General features: G+C 60.9%; 18 protein-coding genes. 10 read left to right on the top strand and 8 right to left on the bottom strand.

Annotated elements, in window-relative coordinates:
• Positions 1–8 precede the first annotated feature (8 nt).
• Positions 9–353 carry a DUF3302 domain-containing protein gene (locus tag MKR05_RS15495; protein WP_023288695.1) on the top strand — a complete coding sequence of 115 codons (345 nt, stop codon included), beginning with the start codon at positions 9–11 and terminating at the stop codon, positions 351–353.
• Positions 353–1,495 (top strand): HlyD family secretion protein, encoded by a 1,143-nt coding sequence (locus tag MKR05_RS15500; protein ID WP_023288696.1) that lies wholly within the window; start codon positions 353–355, stop codon positions 1,493–1,495. The genes MKR05_RS15495 and MKR05_RS15500 overlap by 1 nt, the downstream gene beginning before the upstream one ends.
• Positions 1,496–1,536: 41 nt before the next feature.
• Here the strand turns inward: MKR05_RS15500 and MKR05_RS15505 are convergent, their stop codons facing one another.
• Genes MKR05_RS15505 through MKR05_RS15515 form a run of 3 tightly spaced genes read right to left on the bottom strand, consistent with a single transcriptional unit; the run spans position 1,537 to position 4,538 of the window.
• Entirely contained in the window at positions 1,537–2,334 is a 798-nt protein-coding gene (locus MKR05_RS15505) for an ABC transporter ATP-binding protein (protein ID WP_023288697.1), read from the bottom strand.
• The gene (locus MKR05_RS15510; protein ID WP_072096506.1) at positions 2,331–3,359 is read right to left on the bottom strand and encodes an iron ABC transporter permease; all 1,029 of its coding nucleotides are present in this window, start codon (positions 3,357–3,359) and stop codon (positions 2,331–2,333) included. The genes MKR05_RS15505 and MKR05_RS15510 overlap by 4 nt, the downstream gene beginning before the upstream one ends.
• A 60-nt stretch (positions 3,360–3,419) precedes the next feature.
• Positions 3,420–4,538, bottom strand: a complete 1,119-nt coding sequence (locus MKR05_RS15515) for an ABC transporter substrate-binding protein (protein ID WP_238875279.1) — start codon at positions 4,536–4,538, stop codon at positions 3,420–3,422.
• 269 nt (positions 4,539–4,807) lie between these two features.
• On the opposite strand from MKR05_RS15515, the gene MKR05_RS15520 reads away from it, so the two are divergent.
• Positions 4,808–5,197 (top strand): hypothetical protein, encoded by a 390-nt coding sequence (locus tag MKR05_RS15520; RefSeq protein WP_023288700.1) that lies wholly within the window; start codon positions 4,808–4,810, stop codon positions 5,195–5,197.
• A gap of 178 nt (positions 5,198–5,375) precedes the next feature.
• The gene (locus MKR05_RS15525; RefSeq protein ID WP_023288701.1) at positions 5,376–5,831 is read left to right on the top strand and encodes an RcnB family protein; all 456 of its coding nucleotides are present in this window, start codon (positions 5,376–5,378) and stop codon (positions 5,829–5,831) included.
• 60 nt (positions 5,832–5,891) lie between these two features.
• On the opposite strand, the gene MKR05_RS15530 is transcribed toward MKR05_RS15525, so the two are convergent.
• On the bottom strand, positions 5,892–6,479 hold the full coding sequence (locus MKR05_RS15530) for a YSC84-related protein (RefSeq protein ID WP_050533035.1): 588 nt from the start codon (positions 6,477–6,479) through the stop codon (positions 5,892–5,894).
• A 233-nt stretch (positions 6,480–6,712) separates the two neighbouring features.
• Between MKR05_RS15530 and MKR05_RS15535 the strand changes: the two genes are divergently transcribed.
• The 3 genes from MKR05_RS15535 to MKR05_RS15545 all read left to right on the top strand — a co-directional run bounded on the left by MKR05_RS15535 (position 6,713) and on the right by MKR05_RS15545 (position 9,769).
• Entirely contained in the window at positions 6,713–7,891 is a 1,179-nt protein-coding gene (locus MKR05_RS15535) for a M20 aminoacylase family protein (RefSeq protein ID WP_101992083.1), read from the top strand.
• Between the two features lie 19 nt (positions 7,892–7,910).
• A complete protein-coding gene (locus MKR05_RS15540; protein ID WP_023288704.1) occupies positions 7,911–8,687 on the top strand; it encodes a lysine/arginine/ornithine ABC transporter substrate-binding protein in 777 nt (258 codons plus the stop codon).
• Between the two features lie 128 nt (positions 8,688–8,815).
• Positions 8,816–9,769, top strand: coding sequence for an aldo/keto reductase (locus tag MKR05_RS15545; RefSeq protein WP_284118285.1), 954 nt, complete (start codon positions 8,816–8,818; stop codon positions 9,767–9,769).
• 664 nt (positions 9,770–10,433) lie between these two features.
• Here MKR05_RS15545 and MKR05_RS15550 read toward each other — a convergent pair.
• The 4 genes from MKR05_RS15550 to MKR05_RS15565 all read right to left on the bottom strand — a co-directional run bounded on the left by MKR05_RS15550 (position 10,434) and on the right by MKR05_RS15565 (position 15,079).
• Positions 10,434–11,225, bottom strand: coding sequence for a MoaF C-terminal domain-containing protein (locus MKR05_RS15550; RefSeq protein ID WP_248569257.1), 792 nt, complete (start codon positions 11,223–11,225; stop codon positions 10,434–10,436).
• Between the two features lie 25 nt (positions 11,226–11,250).
• Positions 11,251–12,027: an SDR family NAD(P)-dependent oxidoreductase gene (locus tag MKR05_RS15555; protein ID WP_072414152.1), complete on the bottom strand. Its 777-nt coding sequence runs from the start codon at positions 12,025–12,027 to the stop codon at positions 11,251–11,253.
• 87 nt (positions 12,028–12,114) lie between these two features.
• Positions 12,115–13,848, bottom strand: coding sequence for an arylsulfatase (locus tag MKR05_RS15560; protein ID WP_248569258.1), 1,734 nt, complete (start codon positions 13,846–13,848; stop codon positions 12,115–12,117).
• A gap of 43 nt (positions 13,849–13,891) precedes the next feature.
• Positions 13,892–15,079: an anaerobic sulfatase maturase gene (locus tag MKR05_RS15565; RefSeq protein ID WP_049013142.1), complete on the bottom strand. Its 1,188-nt coding sequence runs from the start codon at positions 15,077–15,079 to the stop codon at positions 13,892–13,894.
• A gap of 425 nt (positions 15,080–15,504) precedes the next feature.
• Between MKR05_RS15565 and MKR05_RS15570 the strand changes: the two genes are divergently transcribed.
• The 3 genes from MKR05_RS15570 to MKR05_RS15580 all read left to right on the top strand — a co-directional run bounded on the left by MKR05_RS15570 (position 15,505) and on the right by MKR05_RS15580 (position 18,611).
• The gene (locus MKR05_RS15570; RefSeq protein ID WP_032454931.1) at positions 15,505–16,188 is read left to right on the top strand and encodes a LuxR family transcriptional regulator; all 684 of its coding nucleotides are present in this window, start codon (positions 15,505–15,507) and stop codon (positions 16,186–16,188) included.
• A 117-nt stretch (positions 16,189–16,305) separates the two neighbouring features.
• Complete coding sequence (locus MKR05_RS15575) at positions 16,306–17,499, top strand: MFS transporter (RefSeq protein WP_064155708.1); 1,194 nt, start codon at positions 16,306–16,308, stop codon at positions 17,497–17,499.
• Complete coding sequence (locus MKR05_RS15580; RefSeq protein WP_064155707.1) at positions 17,496–18,611, top strand: class II histone deacetylase; 1,116 nt, start codon at positions 17,496–17,498, stop codon at positions 18,609–18,611. Before MKR05_RS15575 ends, MKR05_RS15580 begins: the two co-directional genes overlap by 4 nt.
• The last annotated feature ends 6 nt before the right edge of the window (positions 18,612–18,617 follow it).

The raw sequence follows: 18,617 nt of genomic DNA on the forward strand, positions 1-18,617 counted from the left end.
GTTATTTTATGACCCTGGACTATGTGGCGCTGGCCATTCTCATCGCCGTGGCCTTAATACTTTTTTATGGCGTGATTGTTATTCACGATATTCCTTATGAAATCGCCAAAGAGCGGCGCCATCCTCATCAGGATGCGATTCATTATGCCGGCTGGGTCAGCTTATTTACCCTGCATGCCCTGTGGCCCTTATTGTGGATCTGGGCGACGCTGTGGCGCGAAGACCGCGGATGGGGAATGCGCCGCATCGCCGACGATCAGCAGGCCCTGCATCAGCGTCTGGAGACGGTCGTTCAGCGACTGGAGCAGGTGCAGCGCGAGGTCGAGGAACTTAAAGCGAAGGAGGCAGAATAATGGAAACGTTAATGTTGCTGACCTACGCCGCGCTATGCATCGTGGTGTTTAAAGTTTTCCGCATTCCGCTCAATAAGTGGACCGTGCCGACGGCGGTGCTCGGCGGTATCGCCCTGATTGGCGCGGTGATCTTCGGGATGAACTACAACTTCCCCTATACCGACGTCGGTAATCAGGTGTTTCGCACCGTGCCGATTGTGTCGCAGGTACGCGGTCGGGTGCAGACCGTACCGGTGAAGCCTAACCAGAGGCTGCATAAGGGCGATGTGCTGTTTACTCTCGACCCGACGCCGTTCCAGGCAAAGGTGGACGATCTGCAGGCGCAAATTAAAGCGGCCAGTCAGGATGCGCTCTCCCTCAACGCCGCGTTAAGCCAGGCGGAGGCCGAGCTGAGCAGAGCGGTGGCCCAGCGCGACCAGTCGCGGCGGGAGTATGCCCGCTTTCGGGAGGGGCATGCTCAGGGCGCCTTCTCCGATCAAATGGTCGATACCCGTCTGCAGACGTGGAAAGCCGATGAAGCCAGCGTCAGCGCGGCTCAGGCGAACGTGGTTCAGGCGCGTAACGCGCTGGACTCGGTGGTGAAGGGCAAAAATACCACCGTGGCCTCCCTGCTGGCGCAGTTGCAGAAGGCGCAGTTTCAGCTGGATAACACCGTCGTCCGCGCCCCGGAAGACGGCTATGTCAGCACCGTCGGCTTACGGCCAGGCACCATGTCCACCGCGCTGGGGATGCTGCCGGTGATGACCTTTGTGCCGGTGGAGGGCGACGCCTCGCGGGAGTATGTCGCGGCATTTCGCCAGAACGCCCTGCAGCGTCTGCACAAAGGCGAGCCCGCGGAGCTGATGTTTCCGGCCATTCCGGGCACCGTCTTCCGCGGGGAAGTGGCCGACGTGCTGCCGGCGATTGGCGAGAGTCAGTTTCAGGGCCAGGGCAAACTGCTGACCACGGACGCGCTCAATACCCATGGCCGGGCGCTGGTGGTGCTGAAGGTGACCGATCCGCGTTTTGCCGAATACGCCCTGCCGCAGGGGGCCACCCTCGAGGCGGCGGTCTACTCGGATCATCTGAAAGAGCTGTCGCTGATCCGGAAGATCCTGATCCGCATGAAGAGCTGGGAAAACTATATCTATCTCGATCACTAAGCCGGCGGGCGCGGGGAGGCCGTACCCTCCCCGCGCCGCGGTCAGGCCTCGCTGTCCACCAGCCCGTCAATAATCACCTGCCGCACCCCCTGCGAACAGGGCTCAATACGACCGCGCACGCCGTAGACGGCCGCCAGGGTCTCGGGGGTGATGACCGCGGCCGGGGTGCCGTCGCCGAGCAGCTGGCCCGCTTTGAGCATCAGCACGTGGTCGGCGTGACGCAGGGCAATATTGATATCGTGCACCACCACCAGGGTCACGATGTTGCGCCGCCGGGTCTCCCGGCGCACCAGATCCATCACGTGAAATTGATAGTTGAGATCAAGCGCGCTGAGCGGTTCGTCGAGCAGTAGCAGGCGCGGCTGGCGAATCAGCGACTGGGCGAGACCCACCAGCTGTTTTTGCCCGCCGGAGAGCTGATCGAGGTAGCTCATCGCCAGGTGGGCAATTCCCAGCTGGCGCAGCAGCGCCATCACCTCCTCCTGGTGCTGCGGACTGTGGCGTCCTCCGGCGGCACGCTGGGCCACGATAATCGACTCCAGCACATGCAGATGCACGCCGGCGGGCAGCGTCTGCGGAAGATAAACCACCTGTTCCGCGCGACGTGCGAACGGCTGCGTCAGCAGATTTTCCCCCTCCAGCAGCAGCTCGCCGCGGCAGGGGCCCAGACCCGCCATCGCCCGCATTAACGTCGATTTACCGCTGCCGTTTGGCCCCAGCAGCGCGGTGATTTTCCCCCGCGGCAGATGGGGAACCGTCAGGTTCTCGATCACCTTGCGTCTGGGATAGCCGGCGCTGAAGTGAGACAGCGACAGGCCGGATAACGTCTGGTCGCTCATACCTGCCCCCGGTGACGTAAAATAATGCTTAAAAAGAACGGGACCCCTACCAGGGAAGTGACGATCCCCACCGGAATAATGGCCCCCGGGATCAGGTTCTTCGAGGCGATGGAGGCCAGGGAGAGCACCAGGGCGCCGATCAGCGCGCTGGCGGGCAGGTAAAAGCGATGGTCTTCGCCGAAGAGCATCCGCGCAATATGCGGCGCCACCAGGCCGATAAAGCCGATTGGCCCGACAAAGGCCACCGAAAGCGCCGACAAAATGCTGATCCGCAGCAGTGTGGCCAGGCGCAGACGGCGAACGTTAATGCCAAAGCTGATGGCCCGGTCCTCGCCCAGCCGCAGGGCGGTCAGCTTCCACGCGCTGCGCAGCGACAGGGGCATCACCAGCGCCAGGGCGACCAGCAGGATGGCGACTTTGCTCCAGGAGGCGCGGTCGATGCTGCCCATGGTCCAGAACACCAGCCCCTGCAGCGTGTCTTCATTGGCGATAAACTGCAGCATCGAGACCAGGGCGTTAAAGGTAAAGACCAGCGCGATGCCGAACAGAATGACGCCGGAGGTGGCCACCTGGGTCCAGCGGGTAATGCCGTCCAGCAGCAGGGCCGCCAGCAGGGCGAAGATAAAGGCGTTGGCCGAGATAAACCACTGGCCGGGAATACCGGGCAGGCCAATACCCAGCACAATCGCCAGCGCGGCGCCAAACGCCGCAGCCGAGGAGACGCCGAGGGTAAACGGACTGGCCAGCGGGTTATTGAGGATGGTCTGCATTTCGGCACCGGCCAGTCCCAGCGCCAGACCGACGATAATCGCCATCACCGCATAGGGCAGCCGGATGTCCCAGACGATGGCGCGAGTGCCCGGATCGGCGCTGGCTGGATCGGTTAACGTCTGCCACAGGCTCTGCAGCGGCAGTCCGGAGGGGCCGAGCATAAAATCGAGCAGCAGCGAAGCGACAATTAACAGCGCCAGCAGCAGCATCAGCAGCAGGCGGCGACGCACGATATGGCGATAATGATCCATCACGCCAGGCGTCCCGGCGGGCAGCCCGTCCAGAACGGAGTCGGAAGTTAAACGCATGCCGGATTACTCGCTCTGCTGCCAGGAAAAGACGAACGGCTGGTCCGGCAGGTCGGTGAAATGGCGCACGATATAATGATACGTCTCATCCGGGTTGAGATCGCGGAAGGCCTGCGGATAGATATCTTTCGCCAGATACTCCATGCCGACAATATTCCACGGGTGATTATAGAAGTGGTGATAGACGCCATAGGCCCGCTTTTCCTGGACCGCCGGGATCTGGCTGACCCCTGGCCGCGCCAGCAGCGTCTGCGCCTGGGTCTTCACCGCCTCCGGCTTGACTTCATAGCCCAGGGGCAGCACCTGGCTGTTGCCACGCTTCGAGCCGGTCATGATCCAGGCGTCGGGCTTCATGCTGATGATTTTCTCCAGCGAGACGAACCCGGAGGCGCCCGGCAGCAGCTGCGAACCGATATTGTTCGCCCCGACCGCCTCCACCAGCCCGCCCCAGCCGCTGTGGCCGTGAGTAAAGCAGCAGGCGTCGCTGTTGCCGGCCAGCGCTTCCACGAAGACGTTGGCCTTCGGCGTGATGGCTGCGGTTTTCTGACGAATCGTCTGCAGCTGATGGCGATAGTAATCGGTAAAGGCTTTGGCCTGGCTCTCGCGGTTAAGCACTTTGCCCAGCAGGTCGATGCTGGGGGCGGTATCTTTCGCCGGGTCGATCTCATAGTCGACAAACAGCACCGGAACGTGCAGGGCGCTAAGCTTGTCAATGACCCCGCTATCCATCAGCGCAGGCCTGGCGCGCAGCTGGGCGATCATCAGATCCGGCTGGCGGGCGATGACGCTTTCAAGATCGACGTTCCCCTTGTCGCTGAAGCCCATGTCCATAATCGTAGCCGACTGCGGCCACGCCGTTTTCAGCATCTGCCAGGTGGCAACATCCTGCTTTTTCGCCAGATTATTCCATGCCACCAGCCGCTTAAACGGATTGTCCCGGTCCAGCAGGGCGAGGGTCATAATGTCGCGACCATCCTGCAAAATAATACGCTGCGGCTCTTTGACCAGGGTGACCTGCCGGCCGTCAAGGTCGGTAACCGTCAGCGGATATTGGGTCGCATAGCTGAGGAAGGGCGTCGCGATCAGCGCAGTAAGCAACAGCGATCTTACTGATTTTCTTGCCATAAAAGGAGTTCCGTTTGCCAATTTATAAATATAATGATTCTGAGAATTATTCTCGAGTAAACCTCAACGGCAAGTATATCAAGGGCAAATTTCACGAAATGTAACAAACGTGTTGGAAATTATGTGAACGCCGACAGGGCGCGCGGCGGCAGCATTTTCTTCCATGATTGGAGGTCGAAAACGTTTTTCAGGCTAATTCCTAATGTCATCCCCGGTTCGCTGTGCCATCCTGAATGCGACTCATAACATGACATGTGAGAGAGGATATTATGAAAAAAGCAATGATTGCGTTATCGGCTATTCTGGTTGCGGCTCCGGTTTTTGCTGCGACAACACATGCAACAGATGATACCGTCGCGGCGGCCAATGCCAACGCCAACACCGCCAAAGAGAAGCTGCACCAGGCCCAGCACGAGGGCGAAGAGCAGCAGCTGAAGGCGAAACATGCGGCCGAAGGCAAACAGGATAGCGTCGGCAGCCAGGTGAGCGAAGGCGCGCAGAAGACCTGGAACAAGACCAAAGAAGGGACTGAGAAAGGTTGGGATAAGACCAAAGAGGTCAGCGAAAAAGGCTGGAACGCCACCAAATCCGGCGCAGAAAAGGGCTGGGATAAAACCAAATCCGGCGCTGAAGAGTTAAAAAATAAAGTGACTGAGTAAGTCCTGATAGCAGTCTGAATAAAGGTCGCGAGAGCGGCCTTTTTTATTGCTCGTCCTCCCCCATAATGCCTTCCCCGACAGCAGTAACCCCAGGTGCCAGGAATCGTCCTGGTTAAGCGGATACTCACTCTTTCTTCACATTTTCCCGTTACAAAGAACTTCAATCAGGAGGTGTACGATGAAAAAGATGATTTCTCTGGCGGTAATGTTATCCACTGTGCTGAGCGTCCCGGCCTTTGCCGATGGCCCGAACGACGGCCATCGCCCGGGGCAGCCAACGGTGTGGCAGAACGGTCCGGATCATAATGGGCATGCGCCGCAGGGCGGACCTGACGCGCATCATCAGGGTGACCATGACCAGCGTGGCCCGGATCGTGACGGTCATGACAAACGCGATCAGGCACGTCATGAGCAGGACCATTTCGCCTGGCGCGGTAACGATTTCCGCAAAGGCCACCCGGCTCCGGCGCCGTTCCGTGGCGATGAGTATCGCGTCCGTGACTGGAGCGACCGCGGCCTGCCGCCCCCGCCGGAGGGCCATCACTGGTCCTATATCGACGGTAACTATGTGCTGATCGCTGCGGCGACCGGGATCATCACCTCGATTCTGGTGAGCGGCGCCCTCGGCCACTAAATGCGCGTTTCCCAACGCCGGGCAGGGAACACCTGACCCGGCGATGGAGCACCGCCGGGGCTACGGGTTCAGTTCGTCATCCGGCCAGTATTTATAGCCATTGACCATCGCCTGGGCGGCCAGCCCCTTGTCGGTGATTTCATAGACGTTCACTTTCGACGGCAGCGAGGAGGTGTCCTTCGCTACGCCGTTCGCGGAGGCGGCGATCGGCGCGATGCCTTTGTCATCATATTTCGCCGCGGCGTTCGCATCGGCGCCGACCATATATCCCTGGCGGATAAAGTGATCCAGGGCCGCTTTATCATGGAAGACCAGCACCGTGCGCTGCTGCTTGATCCCTATTCCCAGACCGGCGCCGCCCTGGGCCATTTTCATATAGGTGTCCTTCCCGGAGGCCTTATCCCGCACCACGCCGTAGCCGCTGCCAAATCCGAACAGCAGGATCTTGCTGCTGTTATTGGCGAATACCGCATAACCCTTCGCATGCTGAATATCGCTGCGGGCCTCGGGCTGCAGGGTGTAAAGTTTATTGAGGGTTTCGTTGCGCATCTTCTGAATGCTGGCCCGCTGCTGGCTGGCGGTATCGCCCTGCGCGCTGCAGCCCGCCAGCGCGGTCATGGCGACGAGGAAAAGCGTCTGTAATTTCATCGAAATCTTTTTATTTAAATCTGAATATGGCCGGGGATGGTAGGGTAAATAATGGTTAATTCTCCATAAAATAAACGTTTATTTTTAAACTTCGCTGTTTTTAATGCTTATTACACTGTTGTGAGCGCATTATTAAATAAGATGCCGCCATCGCCGGTATTAGAAATCCTGCTTGCATAAAGTTTTCACCACGATACCGTGTTAAGTCCTTACGATATTTCCCGGAGAGCGGCATGAGTGATTATGTAATTCCAGAAATTAAAGCGACGGAAGCGGAAATGATTTCTCTGCGTCATTATTTACATGCCAATCCGGAATTAAGTCTGGAAGAGTTTAATACCAGCGAACTGGTTGCCGGCAAGCTGACCGAGTGGGGCTACCAGGTGACGCGCGGCCTCGGCAAGACCGGGGTGGTCGGCAGCCTGAGCAAAGGCGACTCGCCGCGCACCATCGGCCTGCGCGCCGATATGGACGCTCTGCCGATTCATGAAACCACTGGTTTACCCTGGGCCAGCACGGTGTCGGGGAAAATGCACGCCTGCGGTCATGACGGCCATACCACCATTCTGCTGGCGGCGGCGAAATATATCGCCTCGCCGGCCTGTCAGTTCAACGGCACGGTGCATCTGATTTTTCAGCCGGCGGAAGAGGCTATCGGCGGCGCCGATTTAATGATTAAAGACGGCCTGTTCGAGCAGTTCCCCTGCGAACGCATTTTCGGTCTGCACAACATGCCGGGGCTGCCGGTGGGCAAGCTGGGCTTCTACGCCGGTAACTTTATGGCCTCGGCGGACACCGTCAAAATCACCCTTACCGGCTACGGCGGCCACGGCGCCCATCCGGAGCGCACCGTCGACCCGATCGTCGCCGGCGCGGCGCTGGTGATGGCTCTGCAGAGCATCGTGGCGCGCAACGTGCCGCCGGGCGAAACGGCGGTGGTCAGCGTCGGCACCTTCCAGGCCGGTATCGCCTCCAACGTTATTCCGGAGAGCGTGGTGATGGAGCTCAGCGTGCGGGCGATGAAGCCGGAAATCCGCAACCTGCTGATCAAACGTATTCACGAGCTCAGCGAATTTACCGCCAAAAGCTATGGCGCCAGCAGCGCAGTAGAGGTTTACGACTCCTACCCGGTATTAACCAACAGCCCCGAAGAGACTGATTTCGCCCGGGCGCTGGCGCTGGAGGTGTTTGGTCGCGAGGGGGTGCTGGAGTCGGTCTCGCCGATGAACGCCAGCGAGGACTTCGCCTTTATGCTGCGCGAACGTCCGGGCTGCTACTTCCTGCTGGGCAACGGCGAGCAGGGGGAGAAGGGAGGCTGCATGGTGCATAACCCCGGCTACGACTTCAACGATGACATTATCACCACCGGCGCGACGCTGTTCGCCCGCCTGGTGGAAAAGCACTGCCGTTAACCTCTGGAGAAGAACTGGAATGAAAAAATCACTGTTGCTATGGCTGGCGTTAATGGCGTCGACGTCGGCGCTGGCCGAAGGGGGAAAGGCGATCCGCTTCGGCGTCGACCCGACCTTCGCGCCGTTTGAATGGAAGGATCCGCAGGGCAAGCTGGCGGGGTTTGATATCGATCTAGGCAACGCCATTTGCCAGCAGCTGCAGGCGAAATGCGTGTGGGTGGAAAGCAATTTCGACGGCATTATCCCGGCGCTGAAGGCGCGGAAATTCGACGCCATCCTTTCCGGGATGTACATGACCGAGAAGCGTAAAGCGCAGATTGCCTTTAGCGACAAGCTGTATAACGGGCCGGTGTTCCTCGTGGCGCGTAAAAATACCCTGCAAGGCAATACGCCGGCGCAGCTGAAGGGCAAAACCATCGGCGTCGAGCAGGGTTCGGCGCAGGAGACTTACGTCAATCAGCACTGGCGTCCGCAGGGGATCAACATTGTGGCCTACCAGGGGGCCGATAGCGTGGTGCGCGATCTGGAGTCCGGGCGCATCGACGGCGCGGTGCTTTCCGGGATGATGGCCGACTACAGCTTCCTGCAGCAGCCGCAGGGTAAGGCATTCACCTTTGTCGGCGGCCATCTGCAGGATGATACGCTGTTTGGCGCCGGGGCGGCGATCGGCTTGCGTAAAGACGATGAGGCGCTGCGTCAGGAAATAAACGGCGCGATTGCGAAGATCCTTGCCGACGGCACCTATAAAAAATTAGCCAGCAAATATTTTAGCTTTGATGTTTATTCCGGGACATAATGTCTGAGTGTACCCGCGGGCAAGGATCGCCCGCCGTAAGATTCCTTTTCTGATTATCCAATCGACCTCCTCTCCTGACCCCTGTGGTTACCTGAGGGAAGCAGAATATAAGCTAAGGAGTACTCGGCATGATGACACGTCCCTTGGGCAAAACCGGATTTTCCATCGCCCCGTTAGTGTTTGGCGGTAACGTCTTTGGCTGGACCATTGATGAAAAAACCAGTTTTGCCCTTCTTGATGCTTTTGTTGACCATGGTTTTGACGCTATCGACACGGCGGATGTTTATTCCCGCTGGGCGGAGGGCAACCAGGGCGGCGAATCCGAAACCATTATCGGCCGCTGGCTGCAGGCGCGTCCCGGCATGCGCGATAAGGTCAAAATCTTCACCAAAGTCGGCTCCGATCTCGGCCTTCCTGGCCATAAGGGACTCAGCAAAGCCTGGATCCAGCAGGCGGTAGACGACTCCCTGCGCCGCCTTAATACCGACTACATCGACCTCTACTTTTCCCACTGGCCGGATCCGCAAACTCCGGTAGCGGAAACGCTGGAGGCTTTCCACAGCCTGCAGCAGGCGGGGAAAATTCGCGCGATGGGGGCCTCTAACCTCGATGCGATGCAGCTGGCGGGGGCGCTGGAGGTGGCGCGCAAGGGCGGCTTGCCTGCCTGGCAGGTGCTGCAGCCGGAATATAACCTCTACCACCGCTCCGCCTTTGAAGGCGCGCTGTGCGATCTCTGCGTCAGCCGTGATATCGGGGTGGTGACCTACTACAGCCTGGCCTCGGGGTTCTTAACCGGTAAGTACCGTCAGCCGTCGGATCTGGCGCAGAGTCAGCGCGGAGGGGGGATTGGTAAGTACCTGAATCCGCGCGGGATGCGGATTATCGATACCCTGGTGTCGGTCGCGGAGGAGCAGGGGGCGAAGCCGGCGGAAGTGGCCCTGGCGTGGCTGATCGGCCGCGAAGGGGTGACCGCGCCGATCGCCAGCGCCACGAGCGTGGCCCAGGTGGAAAGTTTTGCCCGCGCGGCGGCGCTGAGCCTGAGCGCGGAGCAGGTGGCGCGGCTGGACAGCGCCAGCGCCTGAGTCATTCCCTCTCCCCGGCGGGGAGAGGGGGAAGGGCTATAAATGGCGCGGACCGCAGGCCGGGTCAGGCGTAGCCGGCACCCGGCATAAAACGGCTCTGTACCCGCTGTCATCGCCCGGTGGCGCTGCGCTTGCCGGGCCTACGAGGTATGAGCCTGTGAGAGGACCCTGTAGGCCGGGTAAGGCGCAGCCGCCACCCGGCAAAATAACGGCACAACCGGAAATATCTTGTTCGCACTGCGCCTGGCAGGGCTACAACTTCTATGTTAATTCCGGGCAGATTGCGCTCCCGGTTAATTTTCTGCGCTATGTCTCTTATGGCGCAGGGAGCGCACAGGGGGCGGCCAGTCGCCGCCGCCCCCTGTACCCCCGGGCTCCGGCCAGCAAAATCGCCGCTGCGCGGTACCTTCGACTTATCCCTGCAGGCTTCGGGTCGGGCCGAGGCAGCGTCCGTGCAAAACACGGCCCTCAGCCCGCATCCATGCGGGCTGCCCCGGCCTTCCGGGAACGTCTCAGCGATTTTGAGGCCGTCAGCACCGGCAGTTTCAGCAACAATGGTGAATAAATTAACGACAGGTCGTAAGAACGTAGGCCGGGTAAGGCGCAGCCGCCACCCGGCAATATGACGGGCATGGTGGCTGAAAGCGTGCCCGGCGGCGCCCCTTTATTCCTGATGGCGGGTGATGTTGAGGATCTTCGCGCTGGCGCCGACCGGGAAATTGCTGAGGACGCCGAAGTCGCTGCCCTGATAGCCCATGATCTTGCCGTCGGTGCGCATTTGCTGAAGATCGATCAGGATCACCCCCAGCGTCGGAATGATTTTCTCGCGCCAGACAAACAGATAGAGATCCTCCGCCACCAGTACATAGTGGCAGCGGTCGACATCCGCCAGCCCCTTTTCCACGCCGTCCAGACACTGCCAGGCGTAAAAATTATCGTTGAGATAGATGTGCTCATAGCGCTCGGTCGGGCTGTAGGTGTACTGATTGCGCATGCCGACCAGCGCAGGAGTAAAGCCCGGCAGCGGCCCCGGCTGCGTATCCAGGCGGGCGAAGACAAAGCGCGCTTCTACCGCGGTCAGCGGCAGGCCTCGCTCCACCCGGCTGAAGGCGTCCAGCCGCGCGGCGGCTTCGTCCGGCAGCTGGCCATAGACCAGGGTAGCGTTGCGCTGCGTCAGGTTGCATACCGCGCTGATGCTGGCGTTATCCCGCTCCGGGTCAAGGAAGTCGATAAACAGAATATCCGGGCGCAGGGCGGTCGCCCGCCAGGGAGTGCGAGTGCCGTTCCAGCTTAGCGTCTGCTCATCTTCGATGATCAGCTGCTGCGGCTCGCTCCCGGCGACATAAAAGGTAAAGCGCTCGCCTGCGGGCAGGCTGGCGGTGGCGAGTACATTACCGTGTGGCGCAAAACCATCGGCCAGCGCGCCGACCTGGATAAATACGGCTTCTGAAGTCATAGTGGCTCCTGAACAGAGTAGGGCGTTAGGCAAACGCCAGAGTGGGAACATCGACGATACTGGCGCCGCCGTCGGCGACCAGCGTAGCGCCGCTGATGATGGCGGCCTGCGGCGAACAGAGAAACTGACAGACCTCGGCTATCTCCTCGGGGCTGGCGGGGCGGCGCAGCGGAACGTCGCGACAGACCCGCTGATACGCCTCAGTCAGCGACAACCCTTCCGCCTGCATCAGCGGGAGCATCTCTTCATCCGCCATCGGCGTGGTGACCCAGCCGGGGCAGACGGCGTTGGCGCGCACCCCCTGCGGGCCGTAATCGCGGGCGACGGAGCGCATCAGGCCGATTAAGGCGTGTTTGGCGGTGACGTAGCCGCAGGCCTGCGGACCGGCGGCCAGCGAGGCGATGGAGGCGATAAACAGCACGTTGCCGCGGCGGGCAATCAGCGAGGGCAGGCAGGCGCGAACGCTGGCGAAGGCGCTGGTGAGATTGCCGTCCAGCGCCTCGCGCCACTGGCGGTCGCTGGTATCGGCGGCGGGGCTGTTGCCCATCCCGCCGGCGCTGCAGATGAGGACATCAATACCGCCGGCCTGGTCGAGAATGGCCGGCAGCAGCCGTTGGCGCCACGCCTCGCCGTCGGCGGCATCGCCCATCAGCGCCGTGGCGCCGGTCTCATCGGCGACCGCCCGCAATGGCGCCTCGCGCCGTCCGGTAATAAACACCCGGTCGCCCGCGGCGCGCATCAGCCGCGCGCAGGCGGCGCCAATTCCGGTTCCGCCGCCGGTGATCACCACGACTCTCGCCATTCGCTCTCTCCTGTAATGGGGTTTCCGGTTACCTTAAAAAGCGCGCCAGCTCCCGGCTATCGCCCGGAAGAACGATAGCCGGGTCGGTTAATGGAGCTCGCTCACGGGGATCGCCTGCGGCGCCGGAACCGGCTTCATGGTGGCGGGGTCGACCGCCAGATAGCGTCCGGTCTTGCTGTCGATGCCGACGTAATCGATCATTTTGCCCTGCGCCCGGGTGACCATGGTGCGTCTGGCGAACGCCTCGTAGGCTTCACTCATCGCTTTGACCCGATCGGGGTGTTGGGCCGCGACGTCATGAGTTTCCAGCGGATCGTCGTGCAGATTAAACAGCTGCCACGGCGCGTCGCCGGCGGTGAAGCCCCGCGGCACCAGCCGCCGCAGCTTCCATTCGCCATCGACCCACGCCGCCTGATGATGCAGCTCGACGCCGTAGTTTCCGCGCGGCGGCTGCTGCACTTCGCCGGTGAGATAGCGCTTAAAGCTGACGCCGATCATCGGCAGCACCGGCTTCTTCGCCAGCGATTTGTTCGGGTCGATACCGGCGAATTCATACAGGGTCGGCGCCACGTCATACACCGCCATCGTCGAGGCGTCGATTTTACCGCGGCGGGTAATCCCGGGGCCGGCGATCATAAAGTCGGTGTTAATCCCGCCCTGAGCGCTGGTGGTTTTGTGATAGTTGGCGTAAGGGGCGTTGCTGACGTTGGCCCAGTGCGGGCCGTAGGAGACAAACGAGCCTTTGCGGCCAACGTTGTCATAGCTGTTGTCAAACTGCTTCCAGAATTCCGGGGTGGATTCGTAGTAGAAGCCCTGCGCCGGGTTGGCGCCGTTGTCGGTTAAGAACACCAGCAGGGTGTTTTTATCGCGACCGGTTTGCTTCAGCGTTTCCATCAGGGTGCCGATCTGCGCGTCCATATTGGCGATCATCGCCGCGTAGACCTGCATCACTTTCGCGGTATATTTCTGCTGCTCCGGGGTCAGCGCGTCCCACTCTTTATCCAGCTCAAGGTGCGGGAGCGGGGTGTTGTCATGGATAATCCCCAGCGCTTTCAGGCGGGCGATACGCTGGCGATAGACCTCGGCGTAGCCCTGCTCATACTGGCCTTTGAAGCGCTTGATCCATTCGTCAGGCGCCTGCAGCGGGTCGTGCGGGGCGGTAAAGGCCAGCCAGGCGAAGACCGGTTGGTCCTGCGGCGTGTCTTTAATCCAGCTGTTCATCTGCCGGGCGTAGGCCTCGCTGGAGTAGAAATCGTCCGGCAGGGAGACGCGCTCGCCGTCGCGGGTGTAGTAGGTGTGAAACGCTTCAACGGTACCCAGCGGAATAGCGTCGTTAAAATGGCTGGTGCCGCCGCCCATAAAGGCGAAAGCGTGGTTAAAGCCGCGGTCCTTCGGCGTGGCGCCGGGAACAAAACCGAGGTGCCACTTGCCGGCCATCAGAGTGTTATACCCCGCGTCTTTAAAGCGCTCGGCCATGGTGGTGACGCGGTCGGTCAGCCGCAGCTCGTAGCCCTCCTTGCCAATAGTGCTGTCATACCACCACATGCCGCCCATCCCGGCCTGCTGGTTGCTGTTGCCGGTGAGCAGCATGGAGCGCGCCGGGGCCGACATCGGCGAGGTGTAATACTGGCTCATGCGCATCCCCTGCTCGGCCATCGCCTGCAGGTTGGGGGTGGGGATCTCGCCGCCGAAGGGGCTAATGTCCGAGTAGCCCATATCATCGGCGATAATGACGATGACGTTCGGACGCTCCTGCTGCGCGGCGTGCGCGCCGCCGGCGAGGATGACACTGACCGCCGCGGCCATGGCTGTTTTATTCACAACGGATTCTCCTGTTTCAAAGGGATAGCTTCAGAGCAACGGGCTACGCCGGATGCGCGGCCCCGACAAACGCGGCCCGCCAGGCTTGCAGTCCTTGAAGGTCGCGGGAAAAGGGGCGCACGGGCGCAAGAATTTCGCTAAAGAAGCGGTAGTAGCCGCCGCAGAGGCGGTTGTTGCCCGCGGCGTTGAGATGCGCAGGACAGCCGCCCTGGCAGACCATTTTGACCGCGCAGGTCTGGCATTCGCGGCGCAGGCTTTTCTGCTGACCGAAAGGCAGTTGCACCGAGGCGTCGACCGCGGCGGCGAGCGTCTGCTCATCGAGGCGGCCCAGCCGATGCTCGGCGTTGATCAGATGATCGCAGGCGTAGAGCTCTCCGTCTGGCTCCATCACCAGATTGCTGCCGCAGCGGGCGCTGTGCACGCAGCTGCCGCTGGTGTGGGTGAAGTACTGCGCCCACGCCTGCTCGATATTGATGACAAACACCCGCCCCTTGTCGCAGCGCTTCTGCCACTGCCGCCAGATGCCGACCATAAAACGCCCCCAGTTATCGGCGCTCAGCTGATAGCCCTCGCGCAGCGCTGCGCCTTCGCTCATCAGCGGCTGAAACTGCAGATAGCGCGCGCCGAGGCTGACCACCCGGTCATAAATCGCCGCCGCGTGCGTCGCCATCTCGTTATGCACCACCACCAGCAGGTTAAACTCCACCTGATGCTGGTGGAGAAGGTCGATGCCGCGCAGCGCCGCCGGCCAGGTGGCCCGGCCGCGTTTATCCGGACGATGCTGGTCCTGTAGCGCTTCGCTGCCTTCGAGGCTCAAGCCGATAATAAAGCGATGCTCGCGAAACAGCCGGCACCAGGCGTCGTTGATCAGCGTGCCGTTGGTCTGCAGGCTGTTGCTGATGGTGACGCCGTCGGGGGCATAACGCGCCTGCAGGGCGAGCGCTTTTTTGTAGAAGCTCAGGCCGGCCAGCAGCGGCTCGCCGCCCTGCCAGACAAAGTTGATTTCCCGCGCGCCGGCGGGCTGGGCGGCGATATAGCGGCGGATAAACTGCTCCAGCCGCGCCTCGTCCATCTTGTTGACCGGCGTTTCATCCTGTGGGTAATAGCAGTAGCGGCAGGCGAGATTGCAGGCGGGGCCAATCGGCTTCATCAGAATATGAAACGGCACCGGCGAGCGCGGCTCAGCGGCCAGCGGAATTTGCTGCTGGCGCAGGGCGGCGATATTCAGCATCGGCTTATCCTCGGTTAATGACCGGCGCTGTTGATATTATTTTGGCAACAGCGGGTCAGGCGTAATCACATGATTAAGCCGCGGCGAAAATTAATTGCATCCTGTTAGAGGTATAAGTGAAAAAAAACAGAAATCCATCGTTCTTAAGGATGAGAGAGACGCGTCCGGGATAGGGTTTTTTTATCACCAGGGGCCTGTCCGCCGGGTGTTAATCTTTTTTGTTTATGTTTTAACGCCGCTATCGTAAAGCATGGCGGGTGTGTTTTTTAAATGCTTTATATAACAATGGATTGCTGAAAATTTTGTAACGGCTATCACACTGTTAATATGTTAATGATTGTGTTACTTAAATGTGAAATGTATGCTTCAATAATCGGTAGTCATTCATGTGTCATGTACCAGCACCTCGACGGGGAGGCCCTATCATGTCTGCTTTGTTAAAAGCCAGCCGTAATGATGCGATAATAGCCCGTTGTTTACAGACTATTTCCCAGTTAATTCCACTGTCTTCGGCGGTATTTTATCGAGTAAATAATCGGTTAAAACCCGAAAACTATATATTGCATAATATTTCTGATAATACGCACCAACAATATCTGGAAAACTTCCAGCCGCTGGATCCGTTGCTGCCGTCGCGCTTTAGCCACCAGAACACCACCATGGCGGCGATGACGCCGCGGCTCTGCGACCGCAACCGGCATTATTATCATGAATTTATGTTGCCGAATAATGTGCGCGACATGACCGAGATCTTTATTCGCCGCGAGCGGCGGATCGTCGCCGGTATCTCGCTGATGCGCGACGTGCCTTTCTCCAGCGAAGAGCGTCATCGGGCCCAGGCGGTGCTGCCGCTGGTGGAGCTGGCGATCCGCGACTGCCTGCAGGACGAAGATGACCTGCCCGCCATCCTGACGGCCAAAGAGCGGGAAATCGTCGGCATGGTGCGCGAAGGGGCCAGCAATAAGCTGATTGCCCGCCGGCTGGATATCTCGCTCTCGACGGTGAAAACGCACCTGCGCAATATTTTCGCCAAGACCGAAGTGGTCAATCGTACTGAACTCGTTTCCCGAACCTGGATGCCGGCCGCTCAGCGTACGCTGCATCTGTGATCTGACTATCGCATCCCGCGCGCGCCGTGGCAGCACGGCGTTTTCCTGATGCCTGTGGGTATCACTCCCTGGAGACCCCTCCGGGGGGAGGCTTTTTTGACCGGAGCACGCCCTACGATGTCGAGTACCCCTCTCACTGATCATGCGCTTTCCCGGCCCGCCGGGCTGGTTGTGTCCCTGCGTTTGCTGGCGGCGATTGTGATTTTCGCCGCTATTGCGCCGGGTATTCTGATGACCGCGCCGGCGGTGGCGGCGCAGCTGGCCAGCGAATGGCAGCTAAAACCCGGCCAGATCGGCTGGTTGTTCTCGGCGGAACTGGGAGCGATGAGCCTGGCGACGCTGCCGGCGTGGTGGTGGATGAGTCGCCTCGACTGGCGGCGGGTCGCCCTGACGGCCGGGGTCGTGTTTCTGACAGCCAATCTCGCCTCGGCGGCGGTGACCCAGTATGAGACGCTGCTGGCGGTGCGCTTTCTCGCCTCGCTGGCGGGCGGCACGCTGATGATTCTGTGCATCAGCTGCGCGGCGGGAACCTCGAACCCGTCGCGAGTCTACGCCTTCTGGGTGCTTGGGCAACTGCTGCTGGGGATGCTTGGCCTGCTGGTGCTGCCCGGGCTGTTTGCCAGCTTTGGCCTCAAGGTGGTCTATCTGATCCTCGCCGCCATTATGCTCTGCTGCCTGCCGCTGGTGTCGGCTTTCCCGCCGCGCTTTCAACCGTTGTCCGTCTCGCGACAGCAGCCGCCGACGGCGCTGTGGCGTCAGGCGCTGGCGGTCCTCGCGGTGCTGACCTTCTATATCAGCCTTAGCGCGGTGTGGACTTTTATCGGCACCCTCGGCGCGGCGGCGGGCCTGAGCCCGACGCAGGTCGGCCTGGTGCTGGCGGCGGCGACGGTCTGCGGCATTATCGGCGCGGGGGGCGCGGCCCTGCGCGGCACCCGGCGGGCCGATCGTTTGCCGGTGTGGCTGGGCTACGGCCTGCTGATCCTCAGCGTCGGGCTGCTGATCGGCCAGCCGCTGCTGGCGCGCTACGCCATCGCGGCGCTGCTGTTTAAGTTCACCTGGACCTTCGTGCTGCCTTTTATTCTCGCCCGCGTCGCCGGGCTCGATAACAACGGCCGGCTGATGAACAGCATTAATCTGGTGATCGGCGGCGGCATGGCGGCCGGTCCGGCATTAGCCGGGGCTTTACTGCAGCATTTTGCCAGCGCCGATCCGCTGCTGCTGGCGGCAGGGGGCTGCGCACTGCTGTCACTGATTTTGATTGCGGCGGCGTCGGCCGCCGGCAAAGGCTTAGCCAACGGGAGGATAGAGTGAAAAGAAAAACCGGTTTCTTCTTTGATGAACGTTGTTTCTGGCACAGTACTGGTCTGCACGCGGTGACGCTGCCGGTGGGCGGGTGGGTGCAACCGCCCGCCGGCGGCGGTCATGCCGAATCGCCGGAGACCAAACGGCGGATGAAAAACCTGATGGACGTCTCCGGGCTGACGCCGCAGCTGGCGCTGCACAGCGCGGCGCCGGCAAGCCTTGCGGACCTGCGGCGGATCCATCCCGACAGCTATCTTGAGCGCTTCAAGGCGATAAGCGATAACGGCGGCGGCATGCTGGGCAAAGAGGCGCCGTTGGGGCCGGGCAGTTATGAAATCGCCTGTCTCTCCGCCGGACTGGCCTGCGCGGCGGTGGAAGCGGTGCTGAAGGGCGAGCTGGATAATGCCTATTCGCTGTCGCGGCCGCCTGGACACCACTGCCTGCCGGACCAGTCGATGGGCTTCTGTTTCCTCGCCAATATTCCGATTGCCGTCGAGCGGGCGAAAGCGCTGCTGGGGCTCGGCAAGGTGGCGATCATTGACTGGGACGTTCATCACGGCAACGGCACCCAGCATATCTACCTGCAGCGCGACGACGTGCTGACCATCTCCTTGCATCAGGACGGTTGCTTCCCACCCGGTTATGCCGGTGAGGACGATCGCGGCGCTGGCGCGGGCGAAGGTTACAACATCAATATTCCGCTACTGGCCGGGGCGGGGGACGACAGCTGGCGCTATGCGCTGGAAACCATCGTTATTCCGGCGCTGGCGCGCTTTGAGCCGGAGCTGATTATCATCGCCTGCGGCTATGATGCCAACGCCATGGACCCGCTGGCGCGGATGCAGCTGCACAGTGACAGCTTCCGGGCGATGACCGGGCTGGTGCAACAGGCGGCGGATCGTCTGTGCGGCGGGAAACTGGTGATGGTGCACGAGGGCGGCTACGCCGAATCCTACGTGCCGTTCTGCGGCCTGGCGGTGATGGAGGCCCTGAGCGGCATTCGCACCGCGGTCCAGGATCCGCTGCTGGACTTTATTCAGCAGCAGCAGCCGCGGGCGGAGTTTGCGCAGTTCCAGAGGCAGGCCATCGATCGGCTGGCGCAACGGTTTGGCCTGCAGTAAACCGGC

The organism is Klebsiella sp. K5-204 (assembly GCF_030128585.1).
Lineage (GTDB): Bacteria > Pseudomonadota > Gammaproteobacteria > Enterobacterales > Enterobacteriaceae > Klebsiella > Klebsiella quasipneumoniae.